Origin of the sequence: Kitasatospora humi (genome assembly GCF_020907985.1) — a bacterium.
GTDB lineage: Bacteria > Actinomycetota > Actinomycetes > Streptomycetales > Streptomycetaceae > Kitasatospora > Kitasatospora humi.
This window is the reverse complement of sequence record NZ_JAJJPA010000035.1, coordinates 1-18,730: the sequence shown is the minus strand read 5'-3', so window position 1 is coordinate 18,730 and position 18,730 is coordinate 1. Positions and strand designations below refer to the sequence as shown.

7 protein-coding genes are annotated in these 18,730 nt (G+C 74.1%); all 7 read left to right on the top strand.

The window, feature by feature from the left end:
• The first annotated feature begins 92 nt into the window (after positions 1-92).
• Entirely contained in the window at positions 93-1,901 is a 1,809-nt protein-coding gene (locus tag LN042_RS26390; RefSeq protein WP_372495825.1) for a SpoIIE family protein phosphatase, read from the top strand.
• A gap of 164 nt (positions 1,902-2,065) precedes the next feature.
• Positions 2,066-2,422, top strand: a complete 357-nt coding sequence (locus LN042_RS26385; RefSeq protein ID WP_230053876.1) for a helix-turn-helix transcriptional regulator — start codon at positions 2,066-2,068, stop codon at positions 2,420-2,422.
• Positions 2,423-2,530: 108 nt separating this feature from the next.
• A complete protein-coding gene (locus LN042_RS26380; RefSeq protein WP_230053875.1) occupies positions 2,531-2,941 on the top strand; it encodes an STAS domain-containing protein in 411 nt (136 codons plus the stop codon).
• Positions 2,942-3,094: 153 nt separating this feature from the next.
• Positions 3,095-4,588 (top strand): SDR family oxidoreductase, encoded by a 1,494-nt coding sequence (locus LN042_RS26375; RefSeq protein WP_230053874.1) that lies wholly within the window; start codon positions 3,095-3,097, stop codon positions 4,586-4,588.
• A 453-nt stretch (positions 4,589-5,041) separates the two neighbouring features.
• A complete protein-coding gene (locus tag LN042_RS26370; protein WP_230053873.1) occupies positions 5,042-6,001 on the top strand; it encodes a TauD/TfdA dioxygenase family protein in 960 nt (319 codons plus the stop codon).
• Positions 6,002-6,473: 472 nt separating this feature from the next.
• Positions 6,474-7,136 carry a DUF1707 SHOCT-like domain-containing protein gene (locus LN042_RS26365; protein ID WP_230053872.1) on the top strand — a complete coding sequence of 221 codons (663 nt, stop codon included), beginning with the start codon at positions 6,474-6,476 and terminating at the stop codon, positions 7,134-7,136.
• 428 nt (positions 7,137-7,564) lie between these two features.
• On the top strand, positions 7,565-18,730 hold an 11,166-nt coding region (locus tag LN042_RS26360; protein WP_283843916.1), incomplete at its 3' end, for a type I polyketide synthase.

Here is an 18,730-nt window from a genome sequence, read left to right as displayed (position 1 = left end):
AGGGCCCGACCGCGACCGCTGCGCGGAGCCGGGCCGCCGGGAGGACACTTGAGCCGATGGCCGAGTCCGGCCGTCCGAAGAGGTGAGTGACCGTGTCCCACCAGCCCCACGCGGCCCTGCGCGGCACGGCACGGCTACGCAGCCGGCTGCCCTCGATCGCCAGGCACGCGGCTGCGTACGTGTCCGGCCGCCTGCGCGGATTGAGCGATCTGGCATGGCTCGACGAGGCGGGCACGGCCATCGGCACCACCCTCGACCTGGAGCGCACGGCGCAGGAGCTCGCCGACTTCACCGTTCCCCGCCTCGCCGGCTACGCCGCCGTCGACATGCTGGAGTCCGTACTGAGCGGCGAGGAGGGTTCCGGGGCCGCCACCTTTCCGCTCACCCGGGCCGTGGCGGTGGCCTTCGTCGACGAGCTGCGCGCCTTGGAGCCCACTCCCATCGGAGAGCCCGTCTCCACGGAGGCGCTGTACATCCAGAAGTGCATCGCCAGTCACGAGCCCGTGCTGGTCCCCCGGATCCGGCGCTGGGAGTACCCGCTGATCGCCCCCACCCCGCATGCGGGGGAGGTGCTGCGCTCGGCCGGAGTGCACAGCTACCTGGCGGTCCCGCTGATCTCCCGAGGCGTCCTGATCGGCACCGCCGACTTCGTCCGGGGAAGGAACCAGCCGCCGTTCACCCGCCGGGACCTGGCCCTGGCGCTCCAGCTCGCCTCCAAGGCCGCGGTCTTCGTGGACAACGCACGGCTCTACGGACGCGAGCGGGAACGGGTGGTGACCCTCCAGCGCAGCCTGCTGCCGCGCAGCACCCCCAGCACCCCCGGACTGGACGTCTCCACCACCTACACCCCGCCGACGGACCCCGGCGGGGTGGGCGGGGACTGGTTCGACGTGATAGCCCTGCCCGGCGGCCGGACCGCGCTGCTCGTCGGGGACGTGATGGCCCACGGCCTGCCCGCGGCGGCCACCATGGGGCGGCTGCGGGCGGTCGCCCGCACGCTGATGGCCCTGGACATCGCGCCCGAGCGGCTGCTCGCCAGGCTCGACCTGGCCGCCCGCGACCTGGAGGAGGACCAGATCGCGACATGCCTGTGCGCGGTCCACGACCCCGCGGACGGCAGCTACACCGTGGCCAGTGCCGGCCACCCACCGCCCCTGCTGATCGGCCCCGACGGCGTCGCCGGCTACCCGGACGTGCCCACGGGCGCGCCGCTCGGAGCCGGTGTCATCCCGTACGACGCGGTCCGGCTGCCGGCCGCCGCAGGGAGCCGCCTGGTGCTCTACACCGACGGACTGATCAAGACCCGCGCCGACGACGTCGACGTCCAGCTGGCGTGGCTGCGCCGGAACGCCGAGCAACTGACCCCCGACCTTGAACACCTGGTCGACGCCAAACTCGACGGCGCGAACCGCTTCGACGACGCGGTGCTCCTGGTCACGGCCGCCCGCCCGGCGGACCGCACCGTCCGGATCGTGCAGTGGGACCCGCCGCCGGAGGACTCGGCCGCGGCCCTGGCGCGGCGACTGGTCCGGGAGCGGCTGGCCGACTGGCACCTGGAGGACCTCGGCGCCACCGCTGAGCTCGTGACCAGTGAGTTCATCGGCAACGCCCTGCGCTACGGCAACGGCCCCGGACGGCTGCGCCTGCTGTGCGCCGACCGCCTGGTGATCGAGCTCTCCGACACGGGCCCGGACCTCCCGCAGATCCAGCACGCCACCCTTTCGGACGAAGGCGGCCGGGGCCTGCAACTGGTCAACATGCTCTGCCGCCGCTGGGGCTCCTGCCGCACCGCCGCCGGCAAGATCGTCTGGGCCGAGCTCGACATCCCCGACCAGCCGGAGAAGCGGCCGGCACAAGCCGCGGGAACCGGCGGGGGAGACGCTGACCGCCGGTGCGGATGACGGCCGACCGACGGCACGCCGACCGTCCGTCTCCGGGGCGATCGGTCATCGGGCCGCTGTGCCGTGCGCCTGCCGGTGGCTGGCGCGGCAGGCGGCGTCCGCCCCACGCAGCGGATCCCGTGATCCGGCATCGCAAAACAGGAATCCGGGTTCATACTTGTGGTGTGCCAGACAGGCCGGAGCCGCGGACGAGCTGGACGTTCCTGACGCACCACGCCCGGGTGCTGCTGATGATCTCGCGTGACGCCGAGGTGCGCCTACGGGATCTCGCCGCGATGTGCGGGATAACCGAACGCGCCGTGCGCGCGATCGTCGCGGACCTGGAGAAGGCCGGCTACCTGACCCACACCCGGCACGGACGCCGCAACCACTACCACGTCATGCACGGCACCTTCTTCCGCCACCCCGCCGAAGCCCACCACGAGATCACCGGGTTGTTGGCCCTGTTCGCCGACCTCGGTCCCCGCACCCACCCATCGCCCGCGACCCTCACCGGTGAGCACCATGCTGAGCATTCGTGATCCCGCGCCAGACCGCCCCCCGGACCGTACCGTGCCCTGCCCCCGCCGCGGCCGGCCGCGCGGCCGGGCACACGGACTCATTGACACGCCCGCCGGGCGGTGAGTCCGATGCACGACCGGCAGGACCGCACCGACACCCCGTGGGTCCTGGCACCGCGCCTGAGGATCACCACCACGACGGCCCCCGGGACGGCGGTGATCGTCCGCCTCGACGGCGAGGCCGACCAGGACGACCGCCACGAGCTGGAGGACACGTTCGACCGGGCGGTCCGGGCCCGTCCGCCCAGGCTGATCGTCGATCTGACCGGCCTGACCTTCTGTTACTCGGTGTGCCTCAACGTCCTGTTGGCCGCCCGCCTGGACGCGAAGGCCGCGGGCGTCGAGATGGTGCTGGCCGCCCCGCCGCGCCAGACCCTGCGGCTGCTGGAGATCACCGGCACCGCCGAGCTCTTCACCTGCTACGCCGGCGTCCGCGCCGCCCTCGCGGCGCCGCTGCCCGCCGGTACGTCGGGCGGGTAGGGGCCCGATCCCATGGTGCTCAGTCGCGCCGAGAGCCCCTGACATCGGCGGCGTCACCGAGTACGCCAAGGGCCGGTGGGGCGTGCACCAGGCCCGCGCCCGAGGCGTCGCGGTCGCCGCCCTCGACGAGAGCACGTCGGAAGAGGAGTCGACATGGAGATGCTGCGATCCGGACCGAAGCACTGCCTGGTGACCGGCGCGAGTGGCTACATCGGCGGCCGTCTGGTCCCCGAGCTGCTCGCCCGCGGACACGCCGTCCGCTGCCTGGCGCGCAACCCGGGAAAGCTGCGGGACCAGCCCTGGCGGGCCGACGTCGACGTCGCCGCCGGCGACGTGAGCCGGCCCGAAACCCTCGCCGGGGCCTTCGACGGCATCGACGTCGCCTACTACCTCGTGCACTCGCTCGGCACCGGACCCGCGTTCGAGGCCACCGACCGTGCGGCCGCGCGCGCCTTCGCCGCCGCCGCCGCGTCCGCCGGCGTCGCACGCATCGTCTACCTGGGCGGCCTCGTCCCCGCCGGGGTGCCCGAGGCACGCCTCTCTCCCCACCTGCGGTCGCGCGCCGAGGTCGGACGCATCCTGCGCGCCGGCGCCGTCCCCACCGCCGAGCTGCGCGCCGCGGTGATCATCGGCTCCGGCAGCGCCTCCTTCGAGATGCTCCGCTACCTCACCGAACGGCTGCCCGCGATGGTCACCCCCCGCTGGGTCTCCACCCGGATCCAGCCGATCGCCGTCCGGGACGTGCTGCGCTACCTCGCCTGCGCCGCCGAGCTGCCGTCCGAGGTGAACCGCACCTTCGACATCGGCGGGCCCGACGTCCTCACCTACCAGCAGATGATGCAGCGCTACGCCCGAACCGCGGGACTGCGCCGGCGCGTCATCGTCCCGGTGCCGGTGCTCACACCGAGCCTCTCCAGCCAATGGGTCGGTCTGGTGACCCCGGTACCCAACTCCATCGCCCGCCCGCTCGTCGAGTCACTGCGCCACGAGGTCGTCTGCGGCGAGCACGACATCGCCCGCTGGGTGCCCGACCCACCGACCGGTCTGACCGGCTTCGACCAGGCCGTCACGCTCGCCCTGCGCCGGATCAAGGACGCCGACGTCGCCACCCGCTGGTCCTCCGCCTCCCTGCCCGGCGCTCCCAGCGACCCGCTGCCGAGCGACCCCGACTGGGCCGGCGGCAGCCTCTACCAGGACGTCCAGCGACGCACCGTGACCGCGTCACCCGACGCCGTCTGGCGGGTGATCGAAGGCATCGGCGGCGACAACGGCTGGTACTCCTTCCCGCTCGCCTGGGCCCTGCGCGGCTGGCTCGACCGCCTGGTCGGCGGCGTCGGCCTGCGCCGGGGCCGCCGCGACCCCGCCCGACTGCGGGTCGGCGACTCCCTCGACTTCTGGCGCGTCGAGGAGATCGAGCCGGGCCGGCTGCTACGGCTGCGGGCCGAGATGCGGCTGCCCGGCCTGGCTTGGCTCGAGCTGTCCGTCGCACCCGACGGTGACCACGGAACGTGCTACCGGCAGCGGGCGGTGTTCCATCCGCGCGGCCTGGCCGGCCACGCGTACTGGTGGGCCGTCGCACCCTTCCACACCGTGGTGTTCGGCGGAATGGCCCGCAACATCACCGAACGCGCCCGCCAGGAAGCATGATTCGGCTCGGCGTCGGGGCGGTCGGATCGCCACGCCGTGCCGCCGGACAGCACGCGCACCGGCAGCGGCGGCGGAATCGACGGTGACCCGCACGCCGGTCCTCCCGTGCGGCACGGACGGCCCCGGGGCGGTCGGCGCGATCGGCGGCCATCCGCGGAAATACGGCGCCATGTATCGTCAACACCCGCTCCCACCAGGCGAGATGGTGTTTGACAGCCCGCCTGGCGGCTCGCCAGCATGGGTCAGCACCTGATCGCAGCCGAGACTCGAAGGAGGGGCGACGACCGCCATGTGCCTTGCCGCGTGCCCCTCCTGTCGCCGCGCCTCCTGACGCTCCTTCCCGCGCTCCGCCGTCGGCCGCGCAGAGGCCTCCGCCCGCGCAGAAGCCTCCGCCTGCGCAGAGGCCTCCGCCCGCGCCGCCCACTCCTCCCGCACGACTTCCGAGGGACAGCCATGACCACTGCCACCACTGAACTGCGTCTCACCCCGGCCGCCGGCCGGATCGGCGCGGTCGTCCACGACGTGCGCCTCGGCGGCGACCTGCCCGCCGGGACCGTCACCGCGATCGAGACCGCCCTGTACCGGCACAAGGTGCTGTTCTTCCGGAGCCAGCAGCACCTGGACGACGCCGAGCACGAGGCCTTCGCCCGACTGCTCGGCCAGCCGGTGGACCATCCGACCGTGCCGAGTGCCGACGGCCGGTACATCTTCGAACTCGACGCCACCAAGGGCGTGCGCGCCAACAACTGGCACACCGACGTGACCTTCGTGCCCTCGTACCCGAAGGCGTCGATCCTGCGCGCGCTGGAGCTGCCGGAGGCCGGCGGATCCACGGTGTGGGCCAACACCGCGGCCGCCTACCAGGACCTGCCCGCGCCGCTGAAGACACTGGCGGAGAGCCTGCGCGCCGTGCACACCAACGACTACGACTACGCCGCCACCCTGGCCCTGACGCCCGAACTGGCGGAGAATCCGCAGGTCGCCAAGCTGTTCCGGCAGGTCTTCGTCTCGACGGCGTTCAAGACCGAGCACCCGGTGGTCCGGGTCCACCCGGTGACCGGTGAGCGCAGCCTGCTGCTCGGCGCCTTCGCCCAGCGGATCCAGGGGGTCCCGAGCGCCGACAGCAAGGCGCTGATCGCGCTGTTCCAGCGGTACGTCGAGCGCCTGGAGAACACCGTCCGCTGGGCGTGGCAGGTCGGCGACGTGGCGCTCTGGGACAACCGCGCCACCCAGCACTACGCCGTCAACGACTACGGCGACCAGCCGCGCCTGGTCCGCCGGATCACCCTGGACGGCGACCTGCCGGTCGGTGTGGACGGCACCCCGAGCAGGCTGCTGGAGCCCACCGAGCCGCCGGCGGTGGCCGGACTCGTGCCGGCCGAGCAGCTCGAGGAAGCCCGGCTCGGCGCCTGAGTCCACCGTGCCGACAGCTCCGCGCTGCCCGTGCAGGAAACGCCGGACAGCCGCGGCCCCGCCCGCCGCGAGCCGCTCACCGGTACGAGGTGCCGACGGGGCGGCTGCCGGAACGCGCGGGCGGGGCAGCCGGGGCGGGCAGCGCCGCCCACCCCGGCGTGCCCCGAGGGGCTGAGCCGGTGGCGCGGGTGGGCGTCATGCGACCTGCCGCCCGGGCGTGCCGATGCACCGACCGGCAGTCGGTCCAGTAGACGGCGGTGGGCTCCGGGGCCCGCCTCACGTCGTTCAACTGCCGTGCCCCTGACGGGGATCGCACCGCCGGTCGGCCGTGGCCACCCCGGGATCCGTTCAGGCGCGCGGGTGCTGCCAGTTGAACAAGCCACCGGATCTTCCGTTCGCGGTCGGTGAGCCATCCGGTGTCATGTACCGTCATCTGGAAGTGACGCTCCCAGAGGAAGATCAGGCTGGAGACATGACGGATGACAGGTCGTCAAGCGGTCACCGTGCCGAGGGCGTGTCCGCGCAGGACATCCGGGCTTCGCACGCCGACCGGGACGAGGTCGTCGAGATCCTCCGCGACGCCGCGGTGGACGGCCGGCTCACGGCCGAGGAACTCGACGAGCGCCTCACGGCGGCGCTGAACGCCCGCACCTTCGGTGAACTGGCCGCTCTCACCCGCGACCTGCCGGTCTCCCCCCTTCCCGCACCCACTCCCGTTCCCCGCGCCGGGGCGGTCGGGCCGGGCAAGGACGTGGTGGAGATCAACCAGCGGTTCGGCACCCTGCGGCGGATCGGACCCTGGGAGGTCCCGCGCCGGCTGGACATCCGGATGCACGGGGGCGACGTCAAGCTCGACTTCACCCAGGCGGTGATCCGCCACGCCATCCTCGACCTCGACGTCTACCTGAGCATCGGCGGCGACATGGTCATCGTGGTCAGGCCGGGCATCGTGGTGGCGACCCACGACCTCGCCGTCGGTGGCGACCTCAAGGTCCGGGTGCCCAAACCCGGCCCGCACGAGCCGGTCGAGCTGCGGGTGAACCTGACCGGCCGGATCCGGGGCGGCGGCGACGTGGTGGTCAGGTACCCGCGGCGGACGCTCGGGCAGTGGATGCGCGGAGAGAGCGCGCTCTGAGACCCGGGCCGGACGGGATCCGGCGCAAGTGCAGCACGGAGGGCGGTGGCCGGCTCGCGGGAGCCGGCCACCGCCCTCCGCGTTGCGGCGGGCGTCGCGGCAGCGAGCCGGGGAGCGGGTGGCAGCCGCTGGACGGGCCGTTGTATCCGAATAGCCGGCCGTGGTATTCAATGCTGTCCGGCACCGGTGCGGTCCGGTGGCTCGAGTGACGATTCCTCGATTTCCCTCCGCGGCCCAGTGGTTCAACTGTTCAACTGCCACGTTTGCGGCGCCCGCCAGGGGTGGATACGTTCCTGTTGCTGGTGGGCTCGGTGCTTTTCAGGCATTGGGGAGTCCCCGATTTTGCGTAATTCCCCGCGGTAATCCCGCACCGCGGCTGTGCAGATCAGAATTGGCATATCCTCGGCAAGCAGGGGTGGCAGAATTAAATGGCCAACGAAGACAGGCTCCGCGATTATCTGAAGCTCGTGACGGCTAATCTGCGTCAGGTCCGCCGTCGACTGGCTGAGGTCGAGGAGCGGAGCCAGGAGCCGATCGCGATCGTCGGCATGGGCTGCCGGTTCCCCGGCGGGGTACGGAACCCCGAGGAACTGTGGAAGCTGCTCGCCGACGGGACCGACGCGATCGGCCCGTTCCCGCAGGACCGCGGCTGGGACCTGGAGAACCTGTACGATCCGGACCCTGACCACCCGGGCACCTCGTACGCGCGGCACGGCGGATTCATGTACGACGCCACCGAGTTCGACGCCGGCTTCTTCGGGATCAGCCCGCGCGAGGCGGTCACCATGGACCCGCAGCAGCGCCTGCTGCTCGAGGTGTCCTGGGAGGCGCTGGAGCAGGCGGGCATCGACGCCGCCTCGCTGCGCGGCAGCCGGACCGGCGTGTTCGCCGGCGCCTACAGCCAGGGCTACGGCGCCGACCCGGCGGTGCAGACCGGAGGGTCGGAGGGCCACCTCCTCACCGGCATCGCGACGAGCGTCACCTCGGGACGCGTGGCATTCACCCTCGGCCTGGAGGGCCCGGCCGTCACCATCGACACCGCGTGCTCGTCGTCCCTGGTGGCGCTGCACCTGGCCGCCCAGTCGCTGCGCTCCGGCGAGTGCTCGCTGGCGCTGGTCGGCGGCGCGACGGTGATCTCCAGCCCGTCCGTCTTCGTGGGATTCTCCCGGCAGCGCGGCACGTCGGTGGACGGGCGCTGCAAGTCGTTCGCCGCGGCGGCGGACGGCTCCGGATGGGCCGAGGGCGTCGGCGTCCTCGTGGTGGAGCGGCTGTCGGACGCCCGGCGCAACGGGCACAGGATCCTGGCCGTGATGCGTGGTTCGGCGGCCAACCAGGACGGTGCGTCCAACGGCCTGACCGCCCCGAACGGCCCGTCGCAGCAGCGGGTGATCCGCGCGGCGCTGGCGAACGCCGGGGTGCGCGCCGACGAGGTCGACGTGGTGGAGGCGCACGGTTCGGCGACCACGCTCGGCGACCCGATCGAGGCCGAGGCGCTGATCGCGACCTACGGTCAGGAGCGGCCGGAGGGCAGGCCGCTGTGGCTGGGCTCGGTGAAGTCCAACATCGGGCACACCCAGGCGGCCGCCGGTGTGGCCGGTGTGATGAAGATGGTGCTGGCGCTGCAGCACGAGCAGTTGCCCGCCACGCTCCACGCGGACCAGCCGACTCCGCACGTGGAGTGGGCGGCCGGCGACGTCAAGCTGCTGAACGAGGCGGCGGCGTGGCCCAGCGGGGAACGGGTGCGGCGCGGTGGTGTGTCGTCGTTCGGGATGAGCGGCACCAACGTCCACATCATTCTGGAGGAGGCTCCGAGCGGGGACGGCGAGGCTGCGGGGGTGGACGGGCCTGCCGGTGAGGGTGCGGACGGGGACGCGGGCGAGGCTGTGGCCGCCGCTGAGGTCGGGGCGGCTGCCGTTGCTCCCGTGGTGGTGGAGGGGGCGCCGGCGGCGTGGTTGGTGTCGGCGCGTTCGGCTGAGGGGTTGGTGGCGCAGGCGGGCCGGTTGCGGGAGTGGGTGGTGGCGCGGCCGGAGTTGGCGTCGGGGGATGTGGCGTGGTCGTTGGCGTCGACGCGGTCGGTGTTCGAGCACCGGGCCGTGGTGGTCGGTGGTGACCGTGAGGCGCTGCTGTCGGGGCTGGGTGGTGTGGTTGACGGGTCGCGTTCGGGTGCGGTGGTGTCGGGGGTTGCGCGTTCTGGTGGGCGGACGGCGTTCGTGTTCGCGGGTCAGGGTGCGCAGTGGGTCGGTATGGGCCGGGAGTTGGTGGGGTCGAGTCCGGTGTTCGCGGCGCGGCTGGCGGAGTGTGAGCGGGCGTTGGCGCCGCATGTGCCGTGGTCGCTGGGTGAGGTGATCGCCGGTGTGGCGGGGGCTCCTGGGCTGGATTCGGCGGATGTGGTGCAGCCGGTGCTGTGGGCGCTGATGGTGTCTTTGGCGGCGGTGTGGGAGGCCGCGGGTGTGGTGCCGGATGCGGTCGTCGGTCATTCGCAGGGTGAGATCGCGGCGGCCACGGTGGCGGGGATGCTCTCCCTGGAGGACGCCGCCCGGGTGGTGGCGGTTCGGGCCAGGGCGCTGTCGGGCTTGTCCATCCAGGGTTCGATGGTGTCGGTGGTGATGCCGTCGCCGGCGGTGCGGGAGATCGTTGAGGGTTGGGGTGAGCGGTTGTCGGTGGCGGCGGTGAACGGGCCTGCGGCGGTGGTGGTTTCGGGGGAGCCGGAGGCGTTGTCGGAGTTCGAGCGGGAGTTGGCGGCGCGCAAGGTGTTGCGGTGGCGGATTCCGGCGACGGATTTCGTGGCGCACTCGCCGGCGGTGGAGCCGTTGGAGGCGTTGCTGGCTGAGGAGTTGGCCGGGATCGCGCCGCGGGTGGGTCGGGTGCCGATGATTTCCACGGTGACGGGTGAGTGGTTGTCCGGTGGTGAGGTGGATGCCGGTTACTGGTATGCGAACTTGCGGCGGATGGTTCGTTTCGAGGAGGCCGTGCGTACGCTCCTGGGTGCCGGTTTTGGCGCGTTCGTGGAGGTGTCGACGCATCCGGTGCTGACCGCTGCTGTCGCGGAGACGGCTGAGGATGCGGGTGTTGCCGATGTGTTGAGCGTGGGCACGGTGGAGCGTGACAACGCGGGTGCCGCGCGTCTGGTGACGGCGTTCGCGCAGGCTCATGTCGGTGGTCTGCCGGTGGATTGGAAGGCCGTGTTGCCCGCCGCCGACCGGGTGGAGCTGCCGACGTATGCGTTCCAGCGTCAGCGGTTCTGGTTGGAGCCCTCGGCCGCGGCGGCGTCCCCGGTGGGTGGTGACGGTGCGAGTACCGAGGCGGAGGCCCGGTTCTGGGCCGCCGTCGAGGGCGGCGACCTGGCCCGGATCGCGGACACGCTGGCGATCGAGGACCAGGAACAACTCAGCGCCGTGCTGCCCGCGTTGGCGTCCTGGCGGCGCCGTGAGCGGGACCGCTCGGTGACCGACGGCTGGCGCTACCGCGTGACCTGGACACCGGTGACCGAGCTGCCCTCGGCCGCGCCGTCCGGGAGTTGGCTGGTCGTCATCCCGGCGGGCCGGGCCGACACCGGCCTTGCCCGGCAGTGCGCGGCGGCGCTGACCGCCCATGGAGCCGAGGCCGTGTTCGTCGAGGTCCCGGCGGGAACGGTCGACCGCGCGGACATGGCCGGGCTGCTCACCGCGGCACCGCAGGCCCCCGAGGCGGTGTCCGGCGTGCTGTCGCTGCTCGCGGCCGACGAGTCGCGCCTGCCCGCCCACCCGTCCGTCTCCGGTGGCCTCGGCGCGACCCTCGCCCTCGTGCAGGCGCTGGGCGACACCGGCGTGGCCGCCCCGCTGTGGGTCGTCACCCGCGGCGCCGTGGCGGCCACGCCGGGCGAGGCGCCGGCCGGCCCGGTGCAGTCCCAGGTGTGGGGCCTCGGTCGCGTCATCGCACTTGAACACCCGGACCGCTGGGGCGGGTTGATCGACCTGCCCGAGACGGCCGACGAGCGGGTGGGCGAGCGGCTGGCCGCCGTCCTGGCCGGCTGCGGCGAGGACCAGGTCGCCATTCGCCGGACCGGCCTCCTGGCCCGCCGGTTGACCCGCGCCCCGCAGCCCAAGGAGGGCCGGCCCTGGAAGCCGCGCGGCACCGTGCTCGTCACCGGCGGCACCGACGCGATCGGCGGGCACGTCGCCCGCTGGCTGGCCGGTCAGGGCGCGCCCCGACTGGTGCTGACCGGTACCACCGGCCCCGCCGCCCCCGGGATCGCGGCGCAGGCGGCCCAACTCGCCGCGCAGGGCGCCCATGTGGAGGTCGTCGCCTGCGACGCCGGGCAGCGGGCCGAGCTGGCCGGGCTGCTCGGCCGCATCGCGAGCACCGGCCCCGCGCTGTCGTCCGTCCTGCACCTCGCCGAGGTCATCGACAACAAGCCGATCGACGACCTCGACCTCGCGGAGTTCGCCGCGGTCCTCGCGGCCAAGGCGGACGCGGCGGCCTGGCTGGACGAGCTGACCGCCGGCCTGGACCTCGACGCCTTCGTGCTGTTCTCCTCGGTGGCCGCCGTCTGGGGCGGCGGTCAGCAGCCCGGCTTCTCCGCGGCCAACGCCCACCTGGACGCCCTGGCCGAGAGCCGCGCGGCCCGGGGCCTGGCCGCCACCTCCGTGGCCTGGGGGCCGTGGAGCGTCGGCGCGATGGGCGCCGGGGCCGACGGAGCCCAACTGGAGCGGCGCGGGCTGCGGCTGATGAGCCCCGACCTGGCCACGCGCACCCTCGGGCAGATCCTGGACGGCGGGGAGGCGCTGACCACGGTCGTCGACGTGGACTGGGCGCGGTTCGCCCCGCCGTTCACCCTGCGCCGGCGCAGCCCGCTGATCGAGAGCCTGCCCGAGGTCGCCGCGGCCCTGGCCGGCGACGGGCCCGACCAGGCCGTCGACCAGGACGCCGGCACGCCCCTGCGCCGGCAACTGGCCGGCCTGCCGGCCGCCGAGCAGGACCGCACCCTGGTCAACCTGGTCAGGGCCGAGGCCGCCGCCGTGCTCGAGTACTCCTCGGCGGAGGCGGTCGGCAGCAGCCGGGCCTTCAGCGAGCTGGGCTTCGACTCCCTGACCGCCGTGGAACTGCGCAACCGGTTGGGCGCCGCCACCGGCCTGAAGCTGCCCGCCACGCTGCTCTTCGACTACCCGAACCCGACGGTGCTGGCCGGCTACCTGCGGTCCGAGCTGCTGGGCGACCGGACGGCGAACGCCGGCGGGGTCGTCGTGGCGAGCACGGCACCGCTGGACGACGATCCGGTGGTGATCGTGGGCATGGGCTGCCGCTTCCCCGGCGGGGTGCGCAGCCCGGAGGAGCTGTGGGAGCTCCTGGATTCGCGCACGGACGCGATCGGCGCGTTCCCGCAGGACCGCGGCTGGGACCTGGACGCCCTCTACGACCCGGACCCGGACAACCCCGGCACGGCGTACGTGCGCCAGGGCGGATTCGTCTACAACGCGGCCGAGTTCGACGCCGGCTTCTTCGGCATCAGCCCCCGCGAGGCGCTGGCCATGGACCCGCAGCAGCGGCTCCTGCTGGAGACCTCCTGGGAGGCCCTGGAGCGAGCGGGCATCGCCCAGTCGACGCTGCGCGGCAGCCGGACCGGCGTGTTCACCGGCGCGAGCTACGCGGGGTACGGCCTGGTCGGGCCGGACGCCTCGGAGGGCCTCGAGGCCCACATGCTGACCGGCACCACGACCAGCGTGCTCTCCGGTCGGGTGGCCTACACCTTCGGCCTGGAGGGCCCGGCGGTGACCGTCGACACGGCCTGCTCGTCGGCGCTGGTGGCGGTCAACCTGGCCAGCCAGGCGCTGCGTTCGGGCGAGTGCTCGCTCGCCCTGGCCGGTGGCGCGTTCATCGCCTCCGCCCCGGACCTCTTCGTCTGGGTGAGCAAGCAGCGGGGGCTGTCCCCCGACGGCCGGTCGAAGTCGTTCTCGGCCGCGGCGGACGGCATGGGCGTCGCCGAGGGCGCGGGCATGGTGGTGCTGGAGCGCCTGTCGGACGCCCGCCGCAACGGCCACCCGGTGCTGGCCGTGGTGCGGGGCTCCGCGGTGAACCAGGACGGTGCGTCCAACGGCCTGACGGCGCCCAACGGCCCGTCGCAGCAGCGGGTGATCCGGGCGGCCCTGGCCGACGCCGGACTGACGACCGCCGACGTCGACGTGGTGGAGGCGCACGGGTCCGGCACGGTGCTGGGTGACCCGATCGAGGCGCAGGCGGTGATCGCCACCTACGGCCAGGACCGGCCGGAGGGGCGGCCGCTGTGGCTGGGGTCGGTGAAGTCCAACATCGGTCACACCCAGGGCGCGGCCGGTATCAGCGGCCTGATGAAGATGGTGCTGGCCCTGCAGCACAAGAACCTGCCGGCCACGCTGCACGCGGACGAGCCCTCGCCGCACGTGGACTGGTCGGCCGGCGACGTCCGCCTGCTCACGGAGTCGCGGCCGTGGCAGACGGACGGACGCCCGCGCCGGGCCGGGGTGTCCTCGTTCGGGGTCAGTGGCACCAACGCCCACGTGATCCTCGAGGAGGCCCCCGACCCGGCGGACGTCGAGGCGGCCGCGGCGGACGGCGGCGTCGGCGCGCCGCGGGTCCCCGCGGTCCTGGACGCCGCCGGTGCCGGTGCCTGGGTGGTGTCGGGGCGGACGGCGGACGGCCTGCGCCGCCAGGCGGCCCGGCTGGCCGAGTACCTGGCGACGCGGCCGGAACTGGACCCGGTGGACGTGGCCTGGTCGCTGGCGGCGACCCGGTCGGTGTACGAGTACCGGGCCGTGGTGACCGGGACCGGCCGGGAGGAGCTGGCCGCGGGCCTGGCCGCGGTGGCGGCCGGGGAACGGGCTCCCGGGGTGGTCGCCGGCACGTCGGCTGCCGCCGAGGCGAGCGAGGCGGTGTTCGTCTTCCCCGGCCAGGGTGCCCAGTGGGCCGGCATGGGGCGGGAGATGCTGGCGGCCTCGCCGGTCTTCGCGGCCCGGCTCGCCGAATGCGCGCAGGCCCTGGAACCGTACGTGGACTGGTCGTTGACCGACGTGCTGGCCGGCGCCGACGGCGCACCCGCGCTGGAGCGCGCCGACGTGGTCCAGCCGGCGCTGTGGGCGGTGATGGTGTCCCTGGCCGCCGTCTGGGAGGCCGCGGGCGTCGTGCCGGGCGCCGTGGTTGGCCACTCCCAGGGCGAGATCGCGGCGGCCACGGTGGCCGGGATCCTGTCGCTCCAGGACGCGGCCAAGATCGTGGCGGTCCGCAGCCAGGCGCTGTCCGGGCTCGGCACCGGCGGCGGGATGCTGTCGGTCGTCATGCCCGCCGCGGCGGTGCGCGAGCTGCTCGAACCCTGGGGTGACCGGCTGGCGGTCGCGGCCGTGAACGGGCCGGCCGCCACCGTGGTGTCCGGCGAGACGGAGGCGCTGGCCGAGTTCGGCGCCGAACTGGCCGCCCGCAAGGTCATGCGCTGGCCGATCCCGGTGACCGACTTCGTGGCGCACTCGGCCGGGGTGTCCGAACTGGAGGGCGTGCTGACCGAGCGGCTGGCGGGGATCCGGCCGGGCGCCGGACGCGTGCCGCTGTTCTCCACGGTCGAGTGCCGGTGGATGAACGGCCCGGAGCTGGACGCCGAGTACTGGTTCGCCAACGTCCGCCGGACCGTCCGCTTCGACGAGGCGGTCCGGGAGCTGGCCGCGGCCGGGAACCGGACGTTCATCGAGGTCTCCCCGCAGCCGGTGCTGACCGGGGGGATCGCCGAGACCATCGAGGACCTGGGCACCGCCGGTGCCCCGGTGGTCACGGGGACGCTGGACCGCGAGAACAGCGGCCCCGCGCGACTGCTGCAGGCCCTCGCCCAGGTGCACGTGGCCGGCCCCGCCGTCGACTGGCAGCAGGTGCTGCCGGCCGGGCGGCGCACGGACCTGCCCACCTACGCCTTCCAGCACCAGCGGTACTGGCTCACCGGCTCCCGCCTGGCCGTGCCGGCGGCGGCCGGCGGGGACGGCGCGTCCTCGGAGGCCGAGGCCCGGTTCTGGGCGGCCGTCGAAGGCGGCGACCTGACGCAGCTCGCCGACACGCTCGCCGTGGACGGACAGCGGTCCTTCGGCGAGGTGCTCCCCGCGCTGGCGTCCTGGCGCCGGCGCGAACGGGACCGGGACGTCACCGGGAACTGGCGCTACCGGGTCGGTTGGGCGCCCGTCACCGACCCGGCGCCGGCCAAGCCGGCCGGCACCTGGCTGGTGGCGGTCCCGGCGGACCGGTCCGGCAGCGCCGCGGAGCTGGTCCAGGCCTGCGTCCGCGCGCTGACCGCCCGGGGCGCCCAGGTCGCGGTCGTCGAGGTCGATCCCGGCACGGCGCGGCGCGAGCAACTGGCCGCCGACCTCACCCGGGCCCTGCCGGCCGGCGCCGACCAGGACACCCCGGCGCGCGTCACCGCGGTGGTGTCGCTGCTCGGCCTGGACGAGACGCCGCTCGCCGACCGGCCCGTGGTGCCCGCCGGCCTGGCCGGCACCCTGACCCTGATCCAGGCGCTGACCGACGCCGCGATCACCGCTCCGCTGTGGACGCTCACCTCCGGGGCGATCGCCACCGGCCCGGGCGACCCGCTGACCAACCCGGTGCAGGCGCAGACCTGGGGCCTCGGCCGGGTCGTCTTCCTGGAGCAGCCGGACCGCTGGGGCGGTCTGATCGACCTGCCCGCCGTGCTCGACGACCGGGCCGCGAGCCGCCTGTGCACGGTGCTCGCCGGCGGCGGTGAGAACGAGGTGGCGATCCGGCCCGCCGGCATCCTGGGCCGCCGCCTGACCCGCGCCCCGCAGCCCAAGGCGGGCCGGGACTGGGTGCCGCGCGGCACCGTGCTGATCACCGGCGGGACCGGTGCGGTCGGCGGGCACGTGGCCCGCTGGCTGGCCGGCCGCGCGGAGCGGCTCGTCCTCGCCAGCCGGTCCGGCGTCACCGCCCCGGGTGCCGTGGCGCTGGCCGCGAGCCTGGCGGCCGCCGGAACCGACGTCGAGATCAGCAGCTGCGACAGTGCGAGCCGCGCCGACCTCGCCGGAGTCATCGACCGCATCGGTGCGGGCGGCCCGCCGCTCACCACGGTCATGCACACCGCCGGCGTGCTCGACGACGGTGTGCTGGACAGCCTCGACCACGACCGGCTGGCGAGTGCCCTCGCCCCCAAGGCCGCCGGTGCCGTCCACCTCGACGAGCTGACCGCGGGCCTCGACCTCGACGCCTTCGTGCTGTTCTCCTCGGCCGCGTCCACCTTCGGCGGCGCCGGCCAGGCCAACTACTCGGCCGCCAACGCCTTCCTGGACGCCCTGGCGGAGAACCGGCGCTCCCGCGGCCTGCCCGCCCTCTCGGTGGCCTGGGGCCCCTGGGCCGGCGAGGGCGTGTCCGGGGGCACCGAGGCCGCCCGCCAGCGACTGCGCCGCAACCGCTGGGAGGTCCTGATGGACCCCGAGATGGCGGTCAAGGCCCTGGGCGGCGCGATGGCCGGCCCGGACACCGTCCTGACCGTCATGGACCTCGACTGGCCCGCCTTCGCGGCCGCTCCCGGCCAGGCGCAGATCCTGGACGTCCCGTTCCTGCGCGACCTGCCGGACGCCCTGCGGCTGAAGGCGGCGCAGCGGACCGAGACCGGCGGCGGGCGGCAGGCCGAGGGCGAGCTGGCCCGGCGCCTGGCCGGCCTGTCGCGGGCGGAGCAGGAGCGGATCCTGGTGGACACCGTCCGCGAGGAGGCCGCCGCCGTCCTCAACCACGCGAGCTCCGACGAGGTGGAAGCCGGCCGTGCCTTCAGCGAGTTGGGCTTCGACTCGCTGACCTCGGTCGAGCTGCGGAACCGGATCGCCACGGCGACCGGGCTGCGCCTGCCGGCGACGCTCATGTTCGACTACCCCACCCCGACGGTGCTGGCCGAGTACCTGCGGACGGAGTTGCTCGGTGCCTTGGCCGACAACGGGACCGCGCCGGTCGTGCCGACCGCCGTGGTGACCGACGACGAGCCGGTCGCCATCGTCGCGATGAGCTGCCGCTTCCCCGGCGGGCTGAACACCCCCGAGGAGCTCTGGCAGCTGCTCGCCGCGGGCGGAGAGGGCATCTCCGGCTTCCCGCAGGACCGCGGCTGGGACACGGCCGCCCTGTTCGACCCCGATCCCGCCCACGCCGGGACGACCTATGCGCGTGAGGGCGGCTTCCTCCACCAGGCGGGCCGGTTCGACGCGGGCTTCTTCGGGATCAGCCCCCGTGAGGCGCTGGCGATGGACCCGCAGCAGCGGCTGATGCTCGAACTGTCGTGGGAGGCGCTGGAGTCCACCGGTGTCGACCCGACGTCCCTGGGCGGCTCGCGCACCGGCGTGTTCATCGGCGGGTACTCGTCGAACTACGCGCTGGTCAGCATGCAGCTCGGCGGCCAGGACGGCGCCGGGCAGGTGGAGGGCCACCTGGTGACCGGGAACGCGACCAGCATCATCTCCGGCCGGGTGGCGTACCTGCTGGGCCTGGAGGGCCCGGCAATCACGATCGACACGGCGTGCTCGTCCTCGCTGGTGGCGCTGCACACGGCCGCCCAGTCGGTGCGGTCGGGCGAGTGCTCGCTGGCACTGGTCGGCGGTGTCGCGGTCATGGCGACGCCGTGGGAGATGGTCGGCTTCGCCCGGCAGCGCGGGCTGGCGGCGGACGGACGGTCCAAGGCCTTCTCGGCCGCGGCCGACGGCATGGGCATGGGTGAAGGCGCCGGCATGGTGGTGCTGGAGCGGCTCTCCGACGCCCGGCGCAACGGGCACCGGGTGCTCGCGGTGGTGCGCGGTTCGGCGATCAACCAGGACGGCGCGTCCAACGGCCTGACGGCGCCCAACGGTCCGTCCCAGCAGCGGGTGATCCGGGCGGCGCTGGCCAGCGGTCGGCTGACCGCCGCCGATGTGGACGTGGTCGAGGCGCACGGGACGGGCACCCCGCTCGGGGACCCGATCGAGGCGCAGGCGCTGCTCGCCACCTACGGCCAGGAGCGCGGCGAGCGCGCGCCGTTGTGGCTGGGATCGGTGAAGTCCAACATCGGGCACACCCAGGCGGCGGCCGGCATGGCTGGTGTGATCAAGATGGTGCTGGCGCTGCAGCACGAGCAGTTGCCGCGCACCCTGCACGTGGACGAGCCGTCGCCGCACGTGGATTGGGCGTCGGGCGAGGTGCGGTTGCTGGCGGAGTCGGTGCCGTGGCCCGCGGGTGAGCGTCCGCGTCGGGCGGGTGTCTCGGCGTTCGGGATCAGCGGCACCAATGCGCACGTCATCGTGGAGGAGGCGCCGGCGGTCGAGGATGTCGAGGCTGTGCAGGCTCCGGCCGTGGTGCCGGTGGTGTCGGGTGCGGGTGCGTGGGTGGTGTCTGGGCGGTCGGCCGAGGGGCTGGTTGCTCAGGCGGGTCGGTTGCGTGAATGGGTGGTGGCGCGGCCGGAGTTGGAGCCGGTGGATGTGGCGTGGTCGCTGGCCACGACGCGGTCGGTGTTCGAGCACCGTGCTGTGGTGGTGGGCACCGAGCGTGCCGAACTGGTCGGCGGTGTGGAGAGTCTGGCCGCTGGGGTCTCCTCGGGTTCGGTGGTGTCGGGGGTGGCGCGGCCGGGTGCGCGGGTGGGG

What these genes read in the sequence shown, in the direction of transcription:
- LN042_RS26380 (WP_230053875.1), top strand. Translation starts at nt 2,531, where the DNA reads ATGCACGACCGGCAGGACCGCACCGACACCCCGTGGGTCCTGGCACCG.
- LN042_RS26375 (WP_230053874.1), top strand. Translation starts at nt 3,095, where the DNA reads ATGGAGATGCTGCGATCCGGACCGAAGCACTGCCTGGTGACCGGCGCG.
- LN042_RS26370 (WP_230053873.1), top strand. Translation starts at nt 5,042, where the DNA reads ATGACCACTGCCACCACTGAACTGCGTCTCACCCCGGCCGCCGGCCGG.
- LN042_RS26365 (WP_230053872.1), top strand. Translation starts at nt 6,474, where the DNA reads ATGACGGATGACAGGTCGTCAAGCGGTCACCGTGCCGAGGGCGTGTCC.